The organism is Kitasatospora sp. NPDC001547 (assembly GCF_042894165.1).
Lineage (GTDB): Bacteria > Actinomycetota > Actinomycetes > Streptomycetales > Streptomycetaceae > Kitasatospora.
In genome coordinates this window covers 42,094-63,382 of the sequence record NZ_JBIAVL010000005.1, presented here as the reverse complement: position 1 = coordinate 63,382, position 21,289 = coordinate 42,094, and the positions used below count along the sequence as shown (strand labels likewise).

At 74.0% G+C, this 21,289-nt stretch carries 17 protein-coding genes; 5 read left to right on the top strand and 12 right to left on the bottom strand.

The genetic code is table 11. The features are described 5' to 3' along the window. Positions 1 to 662: 662 nt before the first annotated feature. On the bottom strand, positions 663 to 1,910 hold the full coding sequence (gene purD / locus ACFY0X_RS11130; RefSeq protein ID WP_387752070.1) for a phosphoribosylamine--glycine ligase: 1,248 nt from the start codon (positions 1,908 to 1,910) through the stop codon (positions 663 to 665). 366 nt (positions 1,911 to 2,276) lie between these two features. On the opposite strand from purD, the gene ACFY0X_RS11125 reads away from it, so the two are divergent. Continuing rightward, on the top strand, positions 2,277 to 3,062 hold the full coding sequence (locus tag ACFY0X_RS11125) for an SLATT domain-containing protein (RefSeq protein ID WP_387752067.1): 786 nt from the start codon (positions 2,277 to 2,279) through the stop codon (positions 3,060 to 3,062). 87 nt (positions 3,063 to 3,149) lie between these two features. Here ACFY0X_RS11125 and ACFY0X_RS11120 read toward each other — a convergent pair whose 3' ends face one another. The 3 genes from ACFY0X_RS11120 to ACFY0X_RS11110 all read right to left on the bottom strand — a co-directional run bounded on the left by ACFY0X_RS11120 (position 3,150) and on the right by ACFY0X_RS11110 (position 5,869). After that, positions 3,150 to 3,797, bottom strand: coding sequence for a hypothetical protein (locus ACFY0X_RS11120; protein ID WP_387752065.1), 648 nt, complete (start codon positions 3,795 to 3,797; stop codon positions 3,150 to 3,152). Positions 3,798 to 3,912: 115 nt separating this feature from the next. Further along, a complete protein-coding gene (locus ACFY0X_RS11115; protein ID WP_387752062.1) occupies positions 3,913 to 4,923 on the bottom strand; it encodes a GntR family transcriptional regulator in 1,011 nt (336 codons plus the stop codon). A 148-nt stretch (positions 4,924 to 5,071) separates the two neighbouring features. After that, positions 5,072 to 5,869 (bottom strand): carbon-nitrogen family hydrolase, encoded by a 798-nt coding sequence (locus tag ACFY0X_RS11110; RefSeq protein WP_387752059.1) that lies wholly within the window; start codon positions 5,867 to 5,869, stop codon positions 5,072 to 5,074. A 172-nt stretch (positions 5,870 to 6,041) separates the two neighbouring features. Between ACFY0X_RS11110 and ACFY0X_RS11105 the strand changes: the two genes are divergently transcribed. Continuing rightward, on the top strand, positions 6,042 to 6,863 hold the full coding sequence (locus ACFY0X_RS11105; RefSeq protein WP_387752056.1) for a maleylpyruvate isomerase family mycothiol-dependent enzyme: 822 nt from the start codon (positions 6,042 to 6,044) through the stop codon (positions 6,861 to 6,863). A 42-nt stretch (positions 6,864 to 6,905) separates the two neighbouring features. On the opposite strand, the gene ACFY0X_RS11100 is transcribed toward ACFY0X_RS11105, so the two are convergent. From ACFY0X_RS11100 to ACFY0X_RS11090, 3 genes are all read right to left on the bottom strand, one after another. Beyond that, complete coding sequence (locus ACFY0X_RS11100) at positions 6,906 to 8,267, bottom strand: nitrate/nitrite transporter (RefSeq protein WP_387752053.1); 1,362 nt, start codon at positions 8,265 to 8,267, stop codon at positions 6,906 to 6,908. A 63-nt stretch (positions 8,268 to 8,330) separates the two neighbouring features. Continuing rightward, positions 8,331 to 9,527 carry a M64 family metallopeptidase gene (locus ACFY0X_RS11095; RefSeq protein ID WP_387752050.1) on the bottom strand — a complete coding sequence of 399 codons (1,197 nt, stop codon included), beginning with the start codon at positions 9,525 to 9,527 and terminating at the stop codon, positions 8,331 to 8,333. Positions 9,528 to 9,727: 200 nt separating this feature from the next. Further along, positions 9,728 to 10,951 (bottom strand): benzoate/H(+) symporter BenE family transporter, encoded by a 1,224-nt coding sequence (locus tag ACFY0X_RS11090; protein ID WP_387752048.1) that lies wholly within the window; start codon positions 10,949 to 10,951, stop codon positions 9,728 to 9,730. A gap of 209 nt (positions 10,952 to 11,160) precedes the next feature. On the opposite strand from ACFY0X_RS11090, the gene ACFY0X_RS11085 reads away from it, so the two are divergent. Continuing rightward, positions 11,161 to 12,117 (top strand): hypothetical protein, encoded by a 957-nt coding sequence (locus tag ACFY0X_RS11085; protein WP_387752045.1) that lies wholly within the window; start codon positions 11,161 to 11,163, stop codon positions 12,115 to 12,117. Between the two features lie 77 nt (positions 12,118 to 12,194). On the opposite strand, the gene ACFY0X_RS11080 is transcribed toward ACFY0X_RS11085, so the two are convergent. The 3 genes from ACFY0X_RS11080 to pdhA are packed head-to-tail and all read right to left on the bottom strand — an operon-like array spanning position 12,195 to position 15,760. Beyond that, a complete protein-coding gene (locus ACFY0X_RS11080; RefSeq protein ID WP_387752042.1) occupies positions 12,195 to 13,616 on the bottom strand; it encodes a dihydrolipoamide acetyltransferase family protein in 1,422 nt (473 codons plus the stop codon). Positions 13,617 to 13,631: 15 nt separating this feature from the next. Then, positions 13,632 to 14,606, bottom strand: coding sequence for an alpha-ketoacid dehydrogenase subunit beta (locus ACFY0X_RS11075; protein WP_387752040.1), 975 nt, complete (start codon positions 14,604 to 14,606; stop codon positions 13,632 to 13,634). Beyond that, positions 14,606 to 15,760: a pyruvate dehydrogenase (acetyl-transferring) E1 component subunit alpha gene (gene pdhA, locus ACFY0X_RS11070; protein ID WP_387752038.1), complete on the bottom strand. Its 1,155-nt coding sequence runs from the start codon at positions 15,758 to 15,760 to the stop codon at positions 14,606 to 14,608. The genes ACFY0X_RS11075 and pdhA overlap by 1 nt, the downstream gene beginning before the upstream one ends. A 426-nt stretch (positions 15,761 to 16,186) precedes the next feature. Between pdhA and ACFY0X_RS11065 the strand changes: the two genes are divergently transcribed. Continuing rightward, positions 16,187 to 16,846, top strand: a complete 660-nt coding sequence (locus ACFY0X_RS11065; protein WP_387752035.1) for a response regulator — start codon at positions 16,187 to 16,189, stop codon at positions 16,844 to 16,846. 64 nt (positions 16,847 to 16,910) lie between these two features. Next, positions 16,911 to 18,011 carry a phosphotransferase gene (locus ACFY0X_RS11060; RefSeq protein WP_387752032.1) on the top strand — a complete coding sequence of 367 codons (1,101 nt, stop codon included), beginning with the start codon at positions 16,911 to 16,913 and terminating at the stop codon, positions 18,009 to 18,011. Between the two features lie 5 nt (positions 18,012 to 18,016). On the opposite strand, the gene ACFY0X_RS11055 is transcribed toward ACFY0X_RS11060, so the two are convergent. Together ACFY0X_RS11055 and ACFY0X_RS11050 are read right to left on the bottom strand one after the other, a co-directional pair. Further along, positions 18,017 to 19,699: a protein kinase gene (locus ACFY0X_RS11055; RefSeq protein ID WP_387752029.1), complete on the bottom strand. Its 1,683-nt coding sequence runs from the start codon at positions 19,697 to 19,699 to the stop codon at positions 18,017 to 18,019. A 112-nt stretch (positions 19,700 to 19,811) separates the two neighbouring features. After that, entirely contained in the window at positions 19,812 to 21,212 is a 1,401-nt protein-coding gene (locus ACFY0X_RS11050; RefSeq protein WP_387752026.1) for a protein kinase, read from the bottom strand. Positions 21,213 to 21,289 lie beyond the last annotated feature (77 nt).

The window sequence follows — 21,289 nt, the reverse complement described above, 5'->3', positions numbered from 1 at the left end:
GAGGCGTCCGATCCCCGGTAGTGCATGCTGCGTGGCGCTACTGACATTTTCGACGCCCCGGTCCGGGCGGGTGTTCCGGATCGCCCCGGTTTCCACTCGTCCCGGTGACACCGCCCGGTCGTTCCGGTGACGCGGTCGTTCCGGTGACACCACCCGGACTCCGGCGGCCGGTCCGGTGCGAAGCACCCGGACGACCACCCGGCCGGACGCCGTCCAGCATCCCCCCGTGGGAGCACCGCTACCCGGCGGCGACCCCGGCGCACGGACCCCGCGCACCGCGATCCAGCGCACCATAAGGCCGCACGGCCGGTTGCGTCAGCCGGATGCGGACGCTGTCACCCGATGGGCTGGAATCCGTCGGCCGAACGGGACGTCCGCCCCTGCGGCCGCTCCGCTCCCGAAACGCCCGGGACGCTGCGCCCATGGGGGTTGACCGGTGGGCTCGGGCGTTCGATTCCCGCTCGCCCCGCCGAGGTCCGCTGTCCCCGCGCCGCGCCCGTCCCCGCGCCGCGCCCGTGCCCACGCCACGCCCGTCCCCGTCGGGACCCGCCCCCGCCCCGTGCTCGTGGGCGCCACGCACCGTGCTCGTGGGCGCCACACGCACCGCGGCCCCCGTGCGAGCGGTTCGCACGGGGGCCGCGGGCAGCGCGGACGCGGTCGCCTCAGGCGGTGGCCGCCTTCAGCGCGATGTCGGTGCGGTGCTGGCCGCCCTTGAGGGAGATCCGGTCCACCGCGGCGTACGCGCGCTCGCGCGCCTCGGCCAGGTCGGTACCGGTCGCGGTGACCGACAGGACGCGGCCGCCGGCGCTCAGCACCCGGCCGTCCTCGCCCGTCCTCGTCCCGGCGTGCAGCACGAACGCGGTGCCGTCCGCCTCGGCCTCGGCCAGGCCCTCGATCGGGTCGCCGGTGCGCGGGGCGGCCGGGTAGCCCTCGGAGGCGACCACCACGGTGACGGCCGCGCCCTCGTCCCAGCGCAGCGGCTCCAGCTGGTCCAGGGTGCCGTTGGCGGAGGCCAGCAGCACGCCCGCCAGCGGGGTGCGCAGCCGGGCCAGCACGACCTGGGTCTCCGGGTCGCCGAAACGGGCGTTGAACTCGATCACCCGGGTGCCGCGCGAGGTGAGCGCCAGGCCCGCGTACAGCAGGCCGGAGAACTCGGTGCCCCGGCGGCGCAGCTCGTCGACGGTCGGCTGGAGGACGGTCTCCAGGACCTCCTCGACCAGCCCGGCGGGCGCCCACGGCAGCGGCGAGTAGGCACCCATGCCGCCGGTGTTGGGGCCCTCGTCGCCGTCCAGCGCGCGCTTGAAGTCCTGGGCGGGCTGGAGCGGGACGACGGTGGTGCCGTCGGTGATCGCGAACAGCGACACCTCGGGGCCGTCCAGGTACTCCTCGATGACCACGCGCTCGCAGGCGGCGGCGTGCGCCAGCGCCTCCTCGCGGTCGGAGGTGACCACGACGCCCTTGCCGGCGGCCAGGCCGTCGTCCTTCACCACGTACGGGGCGCCGAAGGCGTCCAGCGCCTCGGCGGCCTCGGCGGCGGTGGTGCAGACGTAGGAGCGGGCGGTGGGGACGCCGGCCGCGGCCATCACGTCCTTGGCGAAGGCCTTCGAGCCCTCCAGCTGCGCGGCCGCCGCGGACGGGCCGAACACCGGGACGCCGGCCGCGCGCACGGCGTCCGCGACGCCGGCGACCAGCGGGGCCTCCGGGCCGACCACGACCAGGGCGGCGCCGAGCCGGCCGGCCAGTGCGGCGACCTGCGCACCGTCCAGCTGGTCGACCGGGTGGACCGTCGCGACCTGCGCGATCCCGGCGTTGCCCGGGGCGCAGTGCAGTTCGGTCACTGCGGGATCTTGGGACAGAGAGCGGCACAGGGCGTGTTCGCGGGCGCCGCCGCCGATGACGAGGACCTTCACGCCTGGCAGCGTAGTCGGTGGCCGGTTCCGGCCGCTCTCCGGTCCCGTCCGATCCTCCAGGAGGGCGGCTCCGCAGGGCGAGCGCGTCGGAGGATCCTCCAATCCGGACGCCGCCGGTTCGGCGGTCGGTGGCCGGGTCACGACGTCGGGTCACCGGGCCCTCGCTCGGACGGGTGAAATCTCGCCGCCTCCCGCAACCCGCCCACCTCGGGTTCCGTTGGCCGAAACCGGTAACGATCAGCGGAGAAGCGCCCCCACGGTCAGCCATTTGGCGGTAAGAAGTGCTGTTGGAGAACCACCGGCGGACACCACGTCAGCCGTTGCGCCGACAGACCAGCAGTCCGCCCGCCACAGGGAGCCCCACAGGTGAGCCAGCCGGAAATGCAGCCCGAGGAGAGTGCCTGGGGCAAGGAGATCGGTGAGGAGGACCAGCCCGTCGCCGCCGTCGTCCGACGGGCCTCCACCAGCCGCCGGACCGATCTGAGCACCCGCCAGTTCCCCCTCGGGGACTGGGGCGAGCCCGCCGAGCGGCTGGAGGAGCTCTACCGCTGGTCCGAGGAGCGGGCGGTGGAGGCGATCGAGTGGTACCGCCGGGACCGGATCTGGAAGCGCCGCTGGGCGCGCCTGCTGCGGTTCGGCGCGGCCGGCTTCGCGGTGGGCGGGGTCGTCGCCCCGCTGGTCGGCCTGGCCGGCGCCTTCGCGCACGGCACCGGCTGGGGCTACGTCGGCTTCGCGCTCTCCGCCGCCTGTCTGGCCGCCGACCGGGTCTTCGGCCTCACCTCCGGCTGGATGCGGGACATCTCCACCGGGCAGGCGCTGCAACGCCGTCTGGAGGCGTTCCAGTTCGACTGGGCGTCGGAGTGCGTGCGCGAGGTGCTCGGCCCGACCGAGGGCACCGCGGGCGAGGCCGCCGAGCGCTGCCTGGGCGTGCTGCGCCGGTTCTGCGAGGACGTCTCGGACATGGTCCGCACCGAGACCTCGGAGTGGATGCTGGAGTTCCGCGCCTCGATGACCCAGCTGCCCACCCAGTCCGGCGGAGCCTGGGGCGGGCGCAGCGAGCCCGGTGTCGGCGCCCAGGTGCGGGTGCTGCCGCCGCCCGGCACCCGGCCCACCATGCCGCGCCAGCGGCCGCCGGAGGGTCCGCTGCGGTAGCGCCCGGGACCCCGGCGGGACTCGGGACCGGGACGTGAGGACTCGGGGCCCGGCCGCGAGGGCCCGGGCCCTGGCCGCGGAGGGGGCTCAGGCGAAGACGATCATCGAGCCCTGGGTGACGCTCCTGGTCGCCGCCGCGTACAGCCCCGACCAGGCGTGCCGCTCCCGGGCGAAGGGGTGGACGTCGTCGATCGGCGGCCCGAACGGCTGCTCCAGGCCGGTCGGGCCGAGCGGCCGGGTCGGGTCCGGCGGGTTGAGCGGGTCGATGCCCAGCGCCGGTGCGACGGCCTGGAGTTCGCGCAGCAGCCCGTGGCTGGAGCCGAGCGGGCCGCCGGAGGCCAGCAGCGTGTCGTCCACCAGCGGCACCGCGAACTCGACCGGCACGTACGCGCCGGCGTGGTCGAAGTGCCAGACCAGGTGCGACTGTTCGGCGCTGCTCTCGAACATCTCCAGCAGCTGCTCGTAGTCGCCGCCGAGCGCGTCGACCGGGGTGATGTCCAGCCCGGTGAGGCCCAACAGGTAGGCGCGGCGCAGGAAGTGCAGCGAGTCGTAGTCGAAGGCGGCTATCGGCTCGACCGCGCCGCTGACGCCCGGCACGAACCGGTAGACCGGCACCTCGGGCAGCCCGCGCGAGGCCAGCACCGAGTTGTAGAGCGCGAGGTCGTCCCGGAAGGGGTTGTCGGTGCTGTGGCTCAGCACGTCCACCAGCGGGACGAGCCAGAGGTCGCAGGCCATGGCCGGCAGTTCCTCTCCGGAGGCGGGGATCGCCCGCGCGGACGGGGCGACGACGGGGCTGGGTCGGTGCCCGGACGGCCCTTCGGCGGGGCGCCCGGTCCGACGCCCGCCCACCCTACCGGCCCGGCGCGGCGTGCGGGTCGGGCCGTCCCCGCCCGGCCTCCGGGGCCGGCTCGGCCAGCCGCCGGCCGAACCGGCCGTACGGCAGCGTGCGCGGCTGGGGCACCAGGCCGAGGCCCAGGCCCAGCTCACGGCCGAGTTCCCGGCCCACCTCGTCGCCGCGGCGGCTCCGCTCGGCGCGGGCCGCGCCGGGCTCCGGACCGGGCCCGGCGGCGGGCTCGACGGCCGGTGCCGGCGGCGGCTCGACCGGCACCGGCGGCAGCTCCTCGCCGACGTACTCGGTGAGCAGCCCCAGGACGGTCACCGACTCCAGCGGCTGCCCGGCCAGCCCGGCCAGCAGCCGGACGGTGTACAGGTTGTACTCGCAGATGATCCGGTGCGCGCCGACCGAGTCGCGGGCCTCGATCGCCCCGACCAGGTCCGGGTGGCGCTCCCAGCAGATCCCGCCCAGTGCGGGCAGTTCCCGCAGGTAGCGCGCGGCGAACATCCAGGACTGCACCCGCAGCCAGTCCAGGTAGTCGGCGATCCGGCGGTTGCCGAGCAGCCCGCCGACCTCCTGCCAGAACCGGCGGTCGCAGCCCACCATCACGTCCAGGTTCCCGGCCCGGGCGGCCCGCACCGCCGCGTCCGCCCGGCGGTGCAGCGAGGGCAGCCGGCTGAGGTCGGGCAGCGACCGGCGGGCGACGAACTGGCGGTGGAAGCTGTCGGTGATCAGCACCCGGGACTCGAAGATCTCCAGGAAGTCGTCCCACCCCAGCTCGGGCACGGTGAAGCCGCGGTGGTGCTCGGCCCGCAGCAGGCCCTGCGCACCGAGGTCGACCAGGGCCTCGCGGGCCGGGGTCGCGGAGACGCCGTACAGCTCGGCGATCTCCTTGACGGTGAAGTTGCGGCCGGCCGCGAGCCGGCCGGCCATCATCTCCTCGCGCAGCGCTCCGGCGATCTGCTCGCGCAGGCTGTTGCGGTGGATGACGGGGCGGGGGGTGTCGCCTGCGCCGTCGCCAGGCATGGACGCGACCTCCTCGGGCGGCCTACCGTGCCGGCCCTCGTCCGGACCGGTGGGGAACACGACGAGTGCTCATCTTCTCAAACCCGACCGGCCCAGGTACGAACCAACCCTCCGAAACGCCGTCCCCGCGCCCCGGCCCCGCCCCGGCTCAGCGCTGGACCGGCGCCGGGATCCCCAGCAGGCGGTCCCGCAGCACCGGGAACTCCTCCCGCGCCTTGGCCACCTCGGCCGGGTCGAACTCGACCGTCAGGACCTCCTCGTCCGGCCCCGCCTCGGCCAGCACCCGGCCCCACGGGTCCACCACGATGCTGTGCCCGGCCTGCTCGACCCCGGCGTGCGTCCCGGCGGTGTTGCAGGCCAGCACGAAGGCCTGCTCCTCCACCGCCCGGGCCCGGGCCAGCAGCGTCCAGTGCTCGCGCCGCCGGGCCGGCCAGGCCGCCGGGACCACCAGCAGCTGCGCGCCGGCGTCCAGCAGCGCCCGGAACAGCTCCGGGAAGCGCAGGTCGTAGCAGGTGGCCAGGCCCAGCGTGGCGAAGTCGACGGGCGCCGTGACGATCTCCTGACCGGCCCCCATCACCACCGCCTCGCCGCTGTCGAAGCCGAAGCGGTGGATCTTGCGGTACGTGTGCACCAGCTCGCCGTCCGGGGAGAACAGCAGCGAGGTGTTGTAGATCGGCCCGTCCGGATCGCGTTCGACGATCGAACCGGCGTGCAGCCAGGCCCCGGCGGCCCGGGCGGCGGCCGACATCGCGTCGGAGGTGGGCCCGTCCAGCGTCTCCGCGCCGTCCGACCAGAGGTCGTGGGCGAAGCCGCCGAGCGGCCACAGCTCCGGGAGCACCACCAGGTCGGCGCCCTGCTGCGCCCGCACCAGGGACGCCGCCCGAGCCCTCCGCTCGGCGGGCGGCTCCGCGTCGGAGACCGCGAGTTGGATCAATGAAGCGCGCACAGTACCACCGTCCACGGCAAGAGACCTACGATCGTCACCCGAAAGCGCTGCCCAGCTGTCTCCCGGCAGCGTAACGTGCGGTTAGCGTGTGCGCCCGGAAGCCGGACCATCCCGGTCGGCGTGACGGCGGGGCCGCAGAGGCAAGGAAGCTGACGGAGGGCCGGAGATTCCCGTGACGGACAACCAGACCGTGCAGGCTTACACCGAGGCGTGGACCCAGACCATCGAGTCCATATCGGAGCTGGTCGCCCCCCTCCCCGAGGACTCCTGGAACCGGGCCACCGAGTGCCCCGGCTGGTCCGTCCGGGACGTCGTGTCCCACGTGATCGCGGTCGAGTCCGACCTGCTCGGCGACCCCCGCCCGATCCACTCGCTGCCGCGTGACCTCCGTCACGTCACCACGGAGTTCGCCCGTTACGTCGAACTCCCGGTCGACAAGCGCCGCTGCCACACCGCGCTGGAGATGACCAGCGAGCTGGAGTACACGATCATCCGCCGCTCCCGGGCGCTGCGGAACGCCAAGCAGGCGCCCGAGGAGCCGGTGCGCTGGCCGGCCGGACCGCTGGCCAGGGACGTCCCGTACCACGAGCTGCTGCGGATGCGGGCCTTCGACGTCTGGGTGCACGAGCAGGACCTGCGCCGGGCCCTGGAGGCTCCGGGCAACCTGGACGCCCCGGCCGCCCTGATCACCCGGGACCTGCTGCTGGAGCTGCTGCCCAAGGCCGTCGCCGACAAGGCCGGGGCACCGGCCGGGACGGCCCTGGTGCTGGACGTCACCGGCCCGGTGGAGTTCCTGCGCACCGTCCGGGTGGACGCCGCCGGCCGCTGCACCGTGGACGAGTCGATCAGCCTGGCCCCCGACGTCCAGCTCACCATGGGCTGGGAGACCTACCTGCGGCTCGCCTGCGGGCGCGGCCGGCCCGGCCCGGTCTCCGTCGAGGGCGACCAGGAGCTGGCCGAGCGGGTGCTGGCCAACTTCTCGGTGACCATCTGACGGCCGGCGCCCGCCGCCCCGGGCCCCGCACGGGCCCGGGGCTCAGCCCGGCTGCGCCGCGACCTTCCGGCGTAGCCGCAGGATCATCGCCGTGCCCACCGCCAGCGGGACGTACTGCCAGCAGAACGCCCAGCGGAAGGCGGCGGCCGAGTAGGACCCGGCGCCGTCCGGGGAGAGCAGGTCCAGCAGCACGCCGATGCCGAACAGGGTGATCATCGTGCCGATGAAGCCGCCCATGTTGACGATCCCGGAGGCGGTGCCGAGCCGCTCCACGGGGTTGCGGGCGCGCGCGTAGTCGAGGCCGACCAGCGAGGCCGGGCCGTTGCTGCCCATCACCAGGATGATCCCGACCAGCAGCCAGGCCGGCGGGTGGCCGCCGGGCCAGGCCAGCACCAGCGCCCAGCCGAGCGCGGTGGTCACCACGACGGTCAGGACGATCGGCATCCGGGCCCGGGCCGTGGCGGAGAGCAGCCGGCCGAAGACGAAGCCGAAGGTCATGTTGCTGAGCACCAGCAGGGTCAGCAGCCCGCCGGCCCCGGCCCGGGACATGCCCTGCGCCTGCACCAGGTAGGGCAGGCCCCAGAGCAGGCCGAAGGCGTTGCCGGGGAACTGGGTGGTGAAGTGGATCCAGAGCCCGAGCCGGGTGCCCGGCTCCCGCCAGCAGGCGAGGACCTGCCGGCCGACCTTCGGCCGCGCCCCGACCGGCTCCGGCCGGGCGCCGGCCTCCTGCCGGGGCGGCGCGTCCCGGAGCAGGAACGCGACCGGCACGAACACCCCCGCGCCGAGCAGCGCGATCGCGGTGAAGGTGGGCGTCCAGCCCTCGCTGTGCAGCGCCCGGGCGAGCACCACGGTGGTGACCAGGTTGCCGCCCATCCCGACCAGGCCGGTCAGCTGGGCCACGAAGGGGTTGCGGGCCGCCGGGAACCACCGGGCGGCGATCCGCAGCACGCTGATGAAGGTCATCGCGTCACCGCAGCCGAGCACCGCGCGGGAGGCCAGCGCGGGGCCGAAGTCGGCGCTGAACGCGAAGGCCAGCTGACCGGTGCTCAGCAGCACGATGCCGAGCATCAGCACCCGGCGCGGCCCGAACCGGTCGACCAGCAGGCCGACCGGGATCTGCATGGCCGCGTAGACCAGCACCTGGAGGATCGAGAAGGTGGAGAGGGCCGAGGCGCCGATGCCGAAGCGGTCGGCGGCGTCCAGTCCGGCCACGCCGAGGCTGGTGCGGTGGATGACGGCCAGGACGTAGACGCTCACCCCGACGGACCACGCCAGCCAGGCCGCCCGGCCACCGGGCGGCGCGGCGGGCGCGGGCGCGGACAGCAGTACGGGGACGGGCTCGGCGGTGGACCGGGGAGCGGGGACGGACGGGGACGGGGCTGGACGGGCGGGCTCCACGGTCATAGTCCGACCAGATTAGTCATCCCATGATCGGATGCCCGGAGCCGGGGTGCGCGGACCGGGGCCTCAGCCGGTCAGCGTCCAGGACACCGAGCGGGTCATGTAGCGGTCCCGGAAGGCCTCGTCCCGCACCCAGTCGGTGGTGTCCCGGACGGTCGCCGTCACGGTGGCCGTCCGGCCCGGGGCCAGTTCCAGCCCGGCGGTGTCCAGCCAGGAGCCGTCGGGGGACTGCGGCGTCACCGGGACGCCGTCCACCTTCCACTCCACCTGCAGCCGCCGCGGGCCGGTCAGCGGCAGCGGCCGGACGTCGAGCCGGGGCCGACCGGCCACCTCGCCGGGGGCCGGCACCGGGGCGTCGGTCGGCCGGACCCTGCGGTACAGCTCCTCGATGATCGCCTCCCGCGAGGGGAGGTTGTACGCGCTGCCCAGGGTGCGCATCACCGAGTCCGGCGTGGGCCGGTAGAGGCCGTTGGCGCTGCGGTACGCCCCGATCACGCCGGCCCCGTCCGGGGACTCGGCGCCCAGCCAGCGCCACCACTTGAGCTGCTTCCGGCGCATCTCGTCGGCGTTGAGGGTGGCGAGGTTCGGGTAGTCGGCGTCGTCCGGGGCGCTGTCGTACTCGTCGCCGAGGTCCCCCACGGTGTGCCCGATCTCGTGCTGGAGGATCCGCCCGGCGTCCGGGTTGCCGCCCGCCAGGGTGGTCACTCCGGTGCCGCCGGCGCCGCCGTACTCGGTGGAGTTGGCCAGCGCGATCAGGTACTGCGGGCCGGCGCCGTCCCCCGCGTACCGGGCGGTGGCGGCCTCGTCGGCGCAGAGCAGCCGGGCGGTGCCCTCGCACCAGAAGTGCATGCCGAGCGGGGTGGCGGTCCTGCGGCCGTGCTTCTCGGACTCGGCGATCCCGGAGACCGGGGAGACCACCTCCACCCGCCTGATGTTGAAGAAGGCCTGGTAGGTGCGGAAGGGCTCGATGTCCATCAGGGCGCGCCAGGCCTTGTCCGCCTGCAGCCGGAAGAGGTCCTGCTCGTCGGCCGTGTAGCCGTCGCCGAGCAGCACCAGGGTGATCCGGTTGGCCGGTTCGCCGGTGCGGCGTATGTCGACGGTCGGGGCGACCTCGGATATCCGCTGGTCGGCGCGGAGCGCCGTGTGCGGCGGCACCGCACGGTCGGCCGGGGCCCCCGGCCCGATCACGCCGAACGGCGAGGGGCCGGCCAGCTCCAGGGCGGCCGGGAGGGCGGCGGCGGACACCAGCACGAGTGCGGCCATGCTCCGCACGAGACGGCCAGGGTTGCCAGGCGGCATACGGGTGCGTCCTCCGGGCTCCGGCACCCGGCGTCGCCCGGGTGGTGGAGCGGAGACGTACCCGGACGGGTGGGGTCCGCCTATCCGGGCGCGAAAATGTCACCGACCTGGCCGAACGATCCACATCCCCCCTGTCATACGGGTCATACCAACCACACCGCCGCTCAGCCCCTCCGGAAGCCCAGCACCAGGTGGGTGCCGAGCCCGAAGAGCAGCCCCCAGAAGGCCGAGCCGATCCCGAACAGGCTCATTCCCGAGGCGCTCGCCAGGAAGGTCACCACCGCCGCGTCCCGTCCCCGCTCCTCCGCGACCGCGGCCGCCAGGCTGCCCTGCAGCGAGGCCAGCAGCGCGACCCCGGCGATCACCGCGATCAGCTCCTTCGACAGCCCGGTGAACAGGCTCACCAGCACTCCGCCGAAGCTGCCCACCAGCACGTACAGCGCGCCCGAGGACATCCCGGCGACGTACCGGCGGCGCGGGTCCGGATGGGCCTCCGGGCCCGAGCAGATCGCCGCCGTGATCGCCGCCAGGTTCACCCCGGGCGAGCCGAACGGCGCCATCAGCATCGACACCGCGCCGGTCGAGCCGATCAGCAGCCGGTCGTCCGCCCGGTAGCCGAACGCCCGCATCACCCCGAGGCCCGGCGCGTTCTGCGAGGCCAGCGCGACGATCGTGAGCGGCAGCGCCAGCCCCACCAGGGCCGCCCCGGAGAACGCCGGCACCGTCAGCACCGGCACGGTCGGCCCGCCCGGGCCCAGGTGCAGCGGCAGTCCGACGGTCAGCGCCGCCAGCGCCCCGCCGACCAGCAGCGCGACCGGCACGGCGTACCGCGGTGCGAGGCGCTTGGCCAGCAGGAAGGCCGCGAAGCTGCCCAGCACCAGCACCGGCGCGCTGTGCACCGCGCCGAAGATCCCGGCGCCGAAGGAGAACAGGATGCCCGCGAGCATCGCGTTCACGATCCCGACCGGCACCGCCGCGATCAGCCGGCCGAACCAGCCGGTCACCCCGAACAGCGCCACCACCGCCGCGCTCACCAGGAACGCCCCGACCGCCTCCCGGTACGGGTAGTCGCCCAGACTGGTCACCAGCAAGGCGGCGCCCGGGGTGGACCAGGCGGTGATCACCGGCGTGCGGGTCCACCAGCTCAACGCGAAGCCGCTCACCCCGCTGCCGATCGCCACCGCCCAGATCCAGGACGCCGTGTGCGCGGCGCCCAACCGTCCGGCGGCCGCCGCCGCGAGCACCACCACCAGCGGTCCCGAGAAGGACACCGCGACGCACACCAGCCCCGCCAGCAGCGCCGGCCCCGACGCGTCCCGCCGCAGCGACCGACGCTCCCCGCTCCCGGTCGGCGTCGTTTCCGGTCTGACCGTCAGCTCATCCGTCATCCCGGCAGTATCCCGAAGCGGCGCCTCGGAAGCGCCCGAAAAAACTTCCGGCCCCGACTGCAACCCCCGCCGGGGACGCGCGTCTATACGGATGAAGGCACGGAGAGCGAGACCGGCGGAGCCGGGGGGCGCTTCCGCTCACCAGGAGCGGAGCAGGCCGGTCGCCTTCACACCACACCGTCAGTCACACGGCCCTGGGGAGTCACGCCATGCGTACGTCCGTTATCACCCGATTCACGAAGAACGACCGCGCGCTCTCCGGCCGCCGCCGCATCGCCACCGTCGCCGCCACCGTGGTCCTCGCCGGCGGCGTGCAGGTCCTCGCCACCGACACCGCCTGGGCCTGCGGGGACTACCGGGTCACCGGCGCGTACAAGGCCCCGGCCGGCGCGCCCGGCCTCTCTCCCGACACCGCCATCGTCTCCGCCGGGTCCACGGTGGCCGCGGACGGCAGCTGGAACGAGGTCTCCCTCAAGGTCACCAACAGGGCCGCCGAGGACGCCCACGGCATGGAGCCCGTACTCGGCCTGGTCACCCCGGGCCCGGGCGCCGCGGCCCGCGGCAAGGACGTCAGGGTGCAGTTCCAGGACCACACCGGCGCCTGGAAGAACCTCCAGCTGCGGGACGGCTGCACCCGCGTCCTCGACGTCACCGGCTCCCAGCGCCAGCGGATGGCCGCCCACAGCACGATGACCTTCAAGTTCCGGTACGCGCTGGCCCCCAGCACCCCGGCCGGGGTGACCTCGATCAACCTGCTGGCCTCGACCGAGATGGCCGGCTCCCAGGGGCCCGGCGACTCGGGCTTCAAGCCGGTCAAGGTGACCCACCCCCAGGACGCCGGCACCGCCACCGCCAAGCCGGCCGCCCCGACCGCCGCGGCCAAGCCCAAGCCCGCCCCGACCAAGGCCGCACCCGCCAAGGAGGCGCCCGCCGAGGCCGCCGAGCCCGCGACCGACCGGAGCCAGACGGCCGCCCCGGCCGCCGAGGCCCCGAAGGCGTCGGCCCCGTCCGCCGCCCCGGCCACCACCGCGCCGGCCGGCACCCCCGAGCTGGCCCGGACCGGCTCCTCCGCCACCAACACCCTGCTCGCCGCAGGCTCCGCCTTCCTGCTCGCCCTCGGCGCGGGCGTCCTGGTCGCCGTCCGTCGGCTCCGGCCCCGGCGGTAGTCGATCGGGCGGTCATGACGAAGGGGCCCTCCCGCGCACGGTGCGCGGGAGGGCCCCTTCTACGTGCTGCCGGACCGTCAGCCCCAGGTGATCAGGCGCTTCGGGCGCTCCAGCAGGGCGGCCACGTCGGCCAGCACCCTGGAGCCCAGTTCCCCGTCCACCAGGCGGTGGTCGAAGGAGAGCGCGAGCGTGGTCACCTGCCGCGGGACGACCTTGCCCTTGTGCACCCACGGCAGTTCCCGGACCGCGCCGAAGGCCAGGATGGCGGCCTCGCCCGGGTTGAGGATCGGGGTGCCGGTGTCGACGCCGAAGACGCCGACGTTGGTGATGGTGACCGTCCCGCCCTGCATGTCGGCCGGCGAGGTCTTGCCCTGACGGGCGGTCTCGACCAGCTCGCCGAGCGAAGTGGCCAGCCCCGCGAGGGTCTTGGACCCGGCGTCCTTGATGTTCGGGACGATCAGGCCGCGCGGGGTGGCCGCGGCGATGCCGAGGTTCACCTGGCCCTTGAGGACGATCTCCTGGGCCGCCTCGTCCCACTGGGCGTTGATCCCGGGGTGCCGCTTGATCGCGGTGAGCAGCGCCTTGGCGACGATCAGCAGCGGGCTGACCCGGACGTCCCGGCCCAGCTCGCCGCTCTCCTTGAGCCGGCGGACGAACTTCATCGTGCGGGTCACGTCGACCTGCACGAACTCGGTGACGTGCGGGGCGGTGAAGGCCGAGGCCACCATCGCCTGGGCGGTCGCCTTGCGGACGCCCTTGATCGGCACCCGGACGTCGCCCGTGGTGGGCACCGGCGCCTGCGGCGCGGCCGGCTCGGCCACGGCGGCCTCGGCCACCGCGACCGCCGGGGCGGCCGCCGGAGCGGCCTGGGCGGCGGCGTGGGCGTGCACGTCCTCGCGGGTGACCACGCCGTCCCGGCCGGTCGGGGTGACCGCGCGCAGGTCGACGCCGAGGTCCTTGGCCAGCTTGCGCACCGGCGGCTTGGCCAACGGCCGTTCCCCGCCGGGTGCTTCGGCCACCGGCGCGGGAGCCGCGGGCGCCGGCGCGGCGGCCGGGGCCGGAGCGGCGGCGGCGACCTTGGTCGTGGTCGTCCGCCGCGCCCGGCGCTGGGCGGCGCCGGTGCGCGGGCCGTACCCGACCAGCACCTCGCGCCGCTCGGGCTCGGACTCCGCGTCGGACGCCGGGGCCGGAACCTGGGCCGGCGCCGCGGCGGGGGCGGCCGGAGCCGCGGCCCCCGCTTCCCCGGCGACCGCGACCGAGATGATCACGGTGCCGACGTCGACCGTCGCGCCCTCGGGGAAGTGCAGGTTCTCGACCACCCCGTTGAACGGGATGGGCAGCTCCACTGCCGCCTTGGCGGTCTCCACCTCGCAGACGACCTGCCCGTCGGTGACGGTGTCACCGGGCTTGACGTACCAGCTGAGGATCTCGGCCTCGGTGAGGCCCTCGCCCACGTCGGGCATCTTGAACTCGCGGAGCGAGCGAACTTCGGTGGTCATCTTCGCTCCCCTGGATCAGTACGCGAGCGCGCGGTCGACGGCGTCGAGCACGCGGTCAAGGTCGGGGAGGAATGCCTCCTCGACGCGGGACGGCGGGTACGGCGCGTGGTAGCCGCCGACCCGCAGGACCGGCGCCTCCAGGTGGTAGAAGCACTTCTCGGTGAGCCGGGCGGCCAACTCGGCGCCCATACCCAGGAAGACGGGTGCCTCGTGCACCACCACGGCGCGGCCGGTGCGCCTGACCGACTCCTCCAGGGCGGCGAAGTCCACCGGGGAGAGCGAGCGCAGGTCGACGACCTCCAGCCGGCGGCCGTCCTCCTCGGCGGCCGCGGCGGCCTCCAGGCAGACCTTGACCATCGGGCCGTACGCGATCAGCGTCGCGTCGGTGCCGGGCCGGACGATCCGGGCGTCGTGCAGGCCCAGGTCGGCGGCGTCGCCGACCTCGCCCTTGTCCCAGTAACGGCGCTTGGGCTCCAGGAAGATGACCGGGTCGTCGGACTCGATCGACTGCCGCAGCATCCAGTGGGCGTCGTGCGCGCTGGCCGGGGTGACCACCCGCAGGCCGGCGGTGTGGGCGAAGTACGCCTCGTGCGACTCGCTGTGGTGCTCGACCGCGCCGATGCCACCCGCGTAGGGGATGCGCACGGTGACCGGCAGCTTGACGTGGCCCAGCGCACGGGCGTGCATCTTGGCCAGCTGGGAGACGATCTGGTCGAAGGCCGGGTAGACGAAGCCGTCGAACTGGATCTCCACGACGGGGCGGTAGCCGCGCAGCGCGAGGCCGATCGCGGTGCCCATGATGCCGGACTCGGCGAGCGGGGTGTCGATCACCCGGTCCTCGCCGAAGTCCTTCTGCAGGCCGTCGGTGATCCGGAAGACGCCGCCGAGCTTGCCGATGTCCTCGCCCATCAGGACGGTCTTCGGGTCGTTCTCCAGCGACTTGCGCAGCGCTCCGTTCAGCGCCTTGGCGATGCTCAGCTGACCGGCCATCAGTGGGTCTCCCCCGCCTCGAAGGAGGCCGCGTACTCGATGTACTCGGCCCGTTCCTCATCGACCAGCGTGTGCGGCTCGCTGTACACGTGGTCGAAGATCAGGGTCGGGTCCGGGTCCGGCATGCCGCGCACGCCCTCGCGCACCCGCAGCCCCAGCTGCTCGCTCTCGGCTTCGACGGAGGCGAAGAACTCCTCGTCGGCCAGGCCCTCCTTCTCCAGGTGGGCGCGGAGCCGGCTGATCGGGTCCTTGGCCTTCCAGGCCTCGGTCTCCTCGGTGTGCCGGTAGCGGGTGGGGTCGTCGGAGGTGGTGTGGGCACCCATCCGGTAGGTGAACGCCTCGATCAGCACCGGGCCGTTGCCGCTGCGGGCGTGGTCGAGCGCCCAGCGGGTGACCGCCAGGCAGGCCAGCACGTCGTTGCCGTCGACCCGGACGCCCGGGAAGCCGAAGCCGGAGGCGCGGCGGTACAGCGGGATCCTGGTCTGGGTGGTGGTGGGCTCGGAGATCGCCCACTGGTTGTTCTGGCAGAAGAACACCACCGGCGAGTTGTAGACCGAGGCGAAGGTGAAGGCCTCGTTGACGTCGCCCTGGCTGGAGGCGCCGTCACCGAAGTACGCGATCACCGCGTCGTCCGCGCCGTCCTTGCTGATGCCCATCGCGTAGCCGGTGGCGTGCAGGGCCTGCGCGCCGATCACGATGGTGTACAGGTGGAAGTTCTTCTCGTTCGGGTCCCAGCCGCCGTGGTTCACGCCGCGGAACATGCCGAGCAGGTTCAGCGGGTCGACGTCGCGGCACCAGGCCACGCCGTGCTCGCGGTACGTGGGGAAGGCGTAGTCGCCGGGGCGCATGGCGCGGCCGGAGCCGACCTGGGCGGCCTCCTGGCCGAGCAGCGAGGCCCACAGGCCGAGCTCGCCCTGGCGCTGCAGCGAGGTGGCCTCGCTGTCGAACCGGCGCACCAGCACCAGGTCGCGATAGAGGGCGCGCAGCTCCTCGGGAGTGGTGGTGAGGGGGTAGTCCGGGTGCTCGACCCGCTCGCCTTCCGGCGTGAGCAGCTGGACGAGCTCCGGCTGGGCGTTCTCGCCCTTGGCGCGGAGGGTGTCAGGGACGCCGGGGGCCGCCTTCTTGCGGGCCCTCGCCGTGCTTTTGACGGTCACGTTCACTCCTCGGTCTGTCCGGCCGCCCGGGGTCGCCGGTGACCGGTCCGGTCACCGCCTCGCGGGGCGCGCGTGGGTGTGCGCTTCCCCTACGGGGCAGGTGGTGATCCTGTTCCGACGGCGTCCCTCACGAGAACGTTACCCAGCGTCCGCCCTCGACGCGCTTGCGCTAGGACGTCCTACTTGTTCAGGGTCTACAACCCCGAGGGTGCCGCGCTCGGCTCGCCGTCGGAAGGGTGGGGGTGACGGACGGCGTGACGCAGCTCTCAATTCGAGCGCCTTCAGGACACCAGCGCACGTTATCCGGGCGGACGCCCGTACGTAAGGGGGTTCTCGGTATCGGTTTCGGACGGTCCTGGCCGGATCACGTCGTTGCAGAGGTCCGGGTGATAGGTCTTTCGTACGGTGATATGGGAGGCTTTGGACGTGACTGATAACGGACAAATCAGGGTATTCCTGCTCGACGACCACGAGGTCGTCCGGCGGGGCGTGCACGATCTGCTCTCGGTCGAGGGCGACATCGAGGTGGTCGGCGAGGCCGGCACGGCCGCCGAGGCACTCACCCGGATCCCGGCGGTCCACCCGGACGTGGCGGTGCTCGACGTCCGGCTGCCGGACGGCAACGGGGTCGAGGTCTGCCGCGAGATCCGGTCCGGGCTGCCGGAGATCAAGTGCCTGATGCTGACCTCGTTCTCGGACGACGAGGCGCTGTTCGACTCGATCATGGCCGGCGCCTCCGGCTACGTGCTGAAGGCGATCCGCGGCAGCGACCTGATCACCGCCGTCCGCGACGTCGCGGCCGGGCGCTCGCTGCTCGACCCGGTCGCCACCAGCAGGGTGCTCGCCCGGCTGCGCGACGGCGGCGAGAAGGAGGACGAGCGGCTCGCCCAACTCACCAAGCAGGAGCGGCGGATCCTCGACCTGATCGGCGAGGGGATGACGAACCGTCAGATCGGCAACGAGTTGCACCTGGCCGAGAAGACGGTGAAGAACTACGTCTCCAGTCTGCTCGCCAAGATGGGCATGGAGCGGCGCACCCAGGCGGCCGCCTTCGTGGCGCGGCACCAGGTCGACCACCAGTACTGACGGACGGATTCACAGAACTGACGGTTTGTCAAGGGCCCCCGCAAGGGGGCCATAACCTCTTCACGTGACTTTCAGCCAGACCCTCGCCTGCGCACCGGCCCGCCCCGACCTCTCCGCACCGCCGATGGGGACCCTCAGTCCACCCGTCCCACTGGGAGCGCTCGCCGAGGTCCTGACCCGCTACCGGACAGGACGGCTGCTGACCGCCGAACCGGTCGCCGAGGGCCTGCTGAACCGGGGGTACCTGGTCACCACCGAGGCCGGTCCGTACTTCCTGAAGTGCTACGTCGACTCCGCCACCGCCAGCCGTCCGAAGATCCTCGCCCACCACCGCGCGATGGCCGCGCTGAACACCCTCGGGCTGCCCGTCGCACCCCCGCTGAGCTGCGCCGAACGGTCCGGCACGGTGGCCGCCTGGGGCGGCCGGCTGTTCGCGCTGTTCCCCTGGGTCGACGGCCGGCACCGGCACGGCGGCGAGCTCGACCCGTCGCAGTGCGACGCGCTCGGCACGCTGCTCGGCCAGCTGCACGGCGCGCTCGACGACGTCTGCGCCCCCCTCGTCCAACCCGCCGGCTACCGGAGCGCCGACCCCGTCGACAGCGCCGCGCTCGCCCGCGACCTGCGGCGCCGCGCCCGCACGCACCACCCGGCCGGGGAACTGGACGCACTGGTGGTCGAACGGCTCACGGAAAGGCTGGAACTGCTCGCCGAGCACGCCCACCGCCGCCCCGCCCCGGAGGTCGCGCCGCCCACCGGCTGGACCCACGGCGACTTCCACGGCCTCAACCTGCTGTACGGCGACGGCCCGGAGGGCGGCCGGGTCGCGGCCGTCCTGGACTGGGACAAGCTCGGCCCGCAACCACGCGCCGAGGAGGCCGTCCGGGCCGCCACGCTGCTCTTCAACGACCGCTCGTCCGGCGTCCTCGACCTGGTCCGGGTCCGCCGCTACTCCCAGGCCTACCGGGCCTCCGGCGCCGCCACCGCCGAGCACCTGGCCGCCGCCGTCCACCGGGTCTGGTGGGAGCGGCTGAACGACTTCTGGATGCTGCAGTGGCGCTACCAGCGGGCCGACCACCGGGCCGACCCGCTCTACCCCGCCTCCGCGGGGCAGCTGGCGTGGTGGTGCCAGGAGTACGAGCAGGTCCTGGACGCCTTCGCCAACTGACCCGGTCAGTTGCCGCCGGGCGTGGCCGGTGCGGTGACCGGCAGCGACGGCTTGGGCGTCTGGGGAGGCACCGGCTGCCCCGAGCCGCCGCCGGTCGGTGCCGTCGTCGGCGCGTTCGTCGCCGACGACGTCCCCGTCGGCGTGCGGGTCGGGCCCCCGGTCGGCGTCGGGGCCTGGGTGTGCTTGCCGGTGTTCGGCGACGGCGACATGTTGTTGCCGCTGTTCCCGGTGTTGTTCCCGGTGCTGTTCCCGGTGTTGGTGCCGGGGTCGGTCGGCTGCTGCGGCTTCTTGCTGCCGGAGGACGAGGGCGGCGCCGTCGTCGGACCGCTCGGGACCGGCGCGGTCGTCTCGGTGCTGGTGACCACCGGGGCCTGCGTCGGGGGCACCTTGGAGTCGGGGTGGTCGCCGCCGCTGAGCGCGAACGCGATGCCCGCACCGGCCGCGACCAGCACGGCGACCGCGCCGGCCACCCAGGCCCACGGCCCGCGCCGCCGGCCGGAGCCGTCGCCGTCCTCGTCCGCGCCGTCACCGCCGTACGGGCCGCCGGCCCCCGGGTAGGGCGCGGCGGAGGAGTGCGCGCCGCCCGTCGGGTACGGCAGCACGGAGGTCTGGTCGCCGGGGCCCACCGTTCCGAAGGCCGTGGTGGCCGCGATCCGGTCCGGCCGGATCACCTGGGTCGCGCCGGTGTCGCCGGCCGCGGCGCCGCCCCAGCCGGGCCCGGCCGCGCCGTGCATCTCGCGCAGCGCGTGCTGCACGTGGGCGCGGAACTCGTCGGCGTCCTGGAAGCGGTCGTCCGGGTTCTTGGCGAGCGAGCGCAGCACCAGCGGGTCGAGGCCGACCGGCACCCGGCCGTTGGCCTGCGAGGGCGGCACCGGCGGGTCCTGGACGTGCTGGTAGACCACCGAGAGCGGGGTGTCGCCGGTGAACGGCGGGCGCAGCGTGAGCAGCTCGTAGAGCATGCAGCCGGCCGCGTACAGGTCGGAGCGGTGGTCGACCGGCTTGCCGAGCGCCTGCTCGGGCGAGAGGTACTGCGGGGTGCCCATGACCATGCCGGTCTGGGTCATCGTGGTGGCCCCGCCGGTCAGCGCCCGGGCGATGCCGAAGTCCATCACCTTGACCGCGCCGGTGTTGGTGATGATCACGTTGGCGGGCTTGATGTCGCGGTGGACGATGCCGTTGCGGTGGCTGTAGGCGAGCGCCTCCAGCACCCCGGCGATGATGATCAGCGCCTGGTCGACCGGCGGCGCCTCCTCGTCCGCCAGCAGCTCGCGGACGGTGCGGCCCTCGACCAGCTCCATCACGATGTACGGCGTGGACTCGTCCCCGACGTACTCCTCGCCGGTGTCGTAGACCGCGACGATCGAGTGGTGGTTGAGCGCCGCGACGGCGTGTGCCTCGCGGGTGAAGCGCAGCCGGGCTACGTCGTCCTGGGCCAGCTCTCCGCGCAGCAGCTTGACCGCCACGGTGCGGCCGAGCCGCACGTCCTCGGCGGCGAACACCTCGGCCATGCCGCCGCGCCCGAGCCGGTGGGTCAGCCGGTAGCGGCCGTCGCCGACGGTGCTCAGCGGCACGGCGGTGCCGCGGCCCGGGGTCTGCGGGCCGCCGGGCTCGGGGACCCTCGGCGTTCCGCCGGTCCGGCCGACCGCTCGGACACCCGCGTCGTCGTCCGGCTGCTGCGTCTGTGCCATCGCTCCTCGCCCCGGGCGTTCGCTCGGATCGCGGTGCCCTGTCGCTTACGTATCCCCGAACGCTACCGCCTCCGGCGGACGACCGTGATACCCCCGAACCGGCCGGAACCCGTCAGAGCAGGCCATTGCGGTCGGCGGGGAGGTCGAGGACCAGGACGTGGGCGGGGCGCTCCGAGGTGCTGAACTTGCCGCCGGTCTTCTCGTTCGCCTTGTTGACCACGATCGCGATGATGATGCCCGCGAGCACCAGCACGCCGACGATGATCCCGATCACGACCACGGCCGTCGAGCAGCCGCCGCCGCTGGTGGGCGCCTTCGGCTGCTGGTACGGCGGCATCGGCTGCGGCGGCGGGGTGTGCGCCTGCGGGAAGGGGTGCGGGGTGTGCGGCGCCTGCGGCCGCGGGGCCTGGAAGGCCGGCGGCGGGGTCTGGTACTGCTGCTGCGGGAAGGGGTGCGGGGTCTGCGGCGCCTGGTAGGCCGGCGGCGGCGTCCGGTACTGCTGCGGCGGCTGCGGCTGGAAGGGCTGCGGCGTCTGCGGGGCCTGCGGCGCCGGCGGGGCGGCGTGCACCGAGCGCGGGCCCTCGTTGATCACCAGCGGGGTGCTGGCCTGCAGCCGCTGCCCGTTGGCGCCGCCCTTGGCGGCCTCGATCAGCCGCTCCGCCTCGTCCCGCATCGCCGCCGCGCTCTGGAACCGGTGCGCCGGGTCCTTGCGCAGCGCCTGGGCGACGAAGGCGTCCACCTCGGGGGTGATCGAGCGGTTGAGGGTGGAGGGGGCCGGCGGCTCCTCCTGGACGTGCTTGTAGGCGATCGAGAACGCCGAGTCGCCGTCGAAGACCAGCTGCCCGGTGATCATCTCGAAGAGCATCACGCCGACCGAGTACAGGTCGGAGCGGGCGTCCACCGGCTTGCCGAGCGCCTGCTCGGGCGAGAGGTACTGGGGGGTGCCGACCACCATGCCGGTCTGGGTCATCGACGTGACGCCGGACTCCAGCGCGCGGGCGATGCCGAAGTCCATGACCTTGACGTTGCCCTTGCGGTCGAACATGACGTTGCCGGGCTTGATGTCGCGGTGCACCAGGCCCATGTCGTGCGAGGCCTCCAGCGCGTTCAGCACGCCGATGGTGACCTTCAGGGCCTCCTCGGCCGGCATCGCGCCGTACTGGCCGATCGCCTCGTTGATCGCCTCGCGCAGGCCCTTGCCGTCGATCAGCTGCATGACGATGTACGGCGTGCTGGAGCCGTCCGGGGCGACGTCCTCGCCGCTGTCGTACACCGTGACGATGTTCGGGTGCTCCAGCCGGGCCACGGCCTGGGCCTCGCGGCGGAACCGCTCCTTGAAGGAGTCGTCCCGGCCCAGCTCGCTGTGCATGCTCTTCAGTGCGACCTGCCGGTCGAGCACGCTGTCGTAGGCGAGGTGCACGGAGGCCATGCCGCCCTCGCCCAGCAGCCGCTGCAGCACATAGCGGCCGTTGCCCAGGGAGAAGCCCTCGACCGCGTTGCCGTGCTCGCTCATGGTCCTCTGCTCCCCCTCGGCGCGGCCGTGCTGCCGCAGCCTGACGTTCGGTCTCGTCCGTGCGTGGTGGGCCCGGC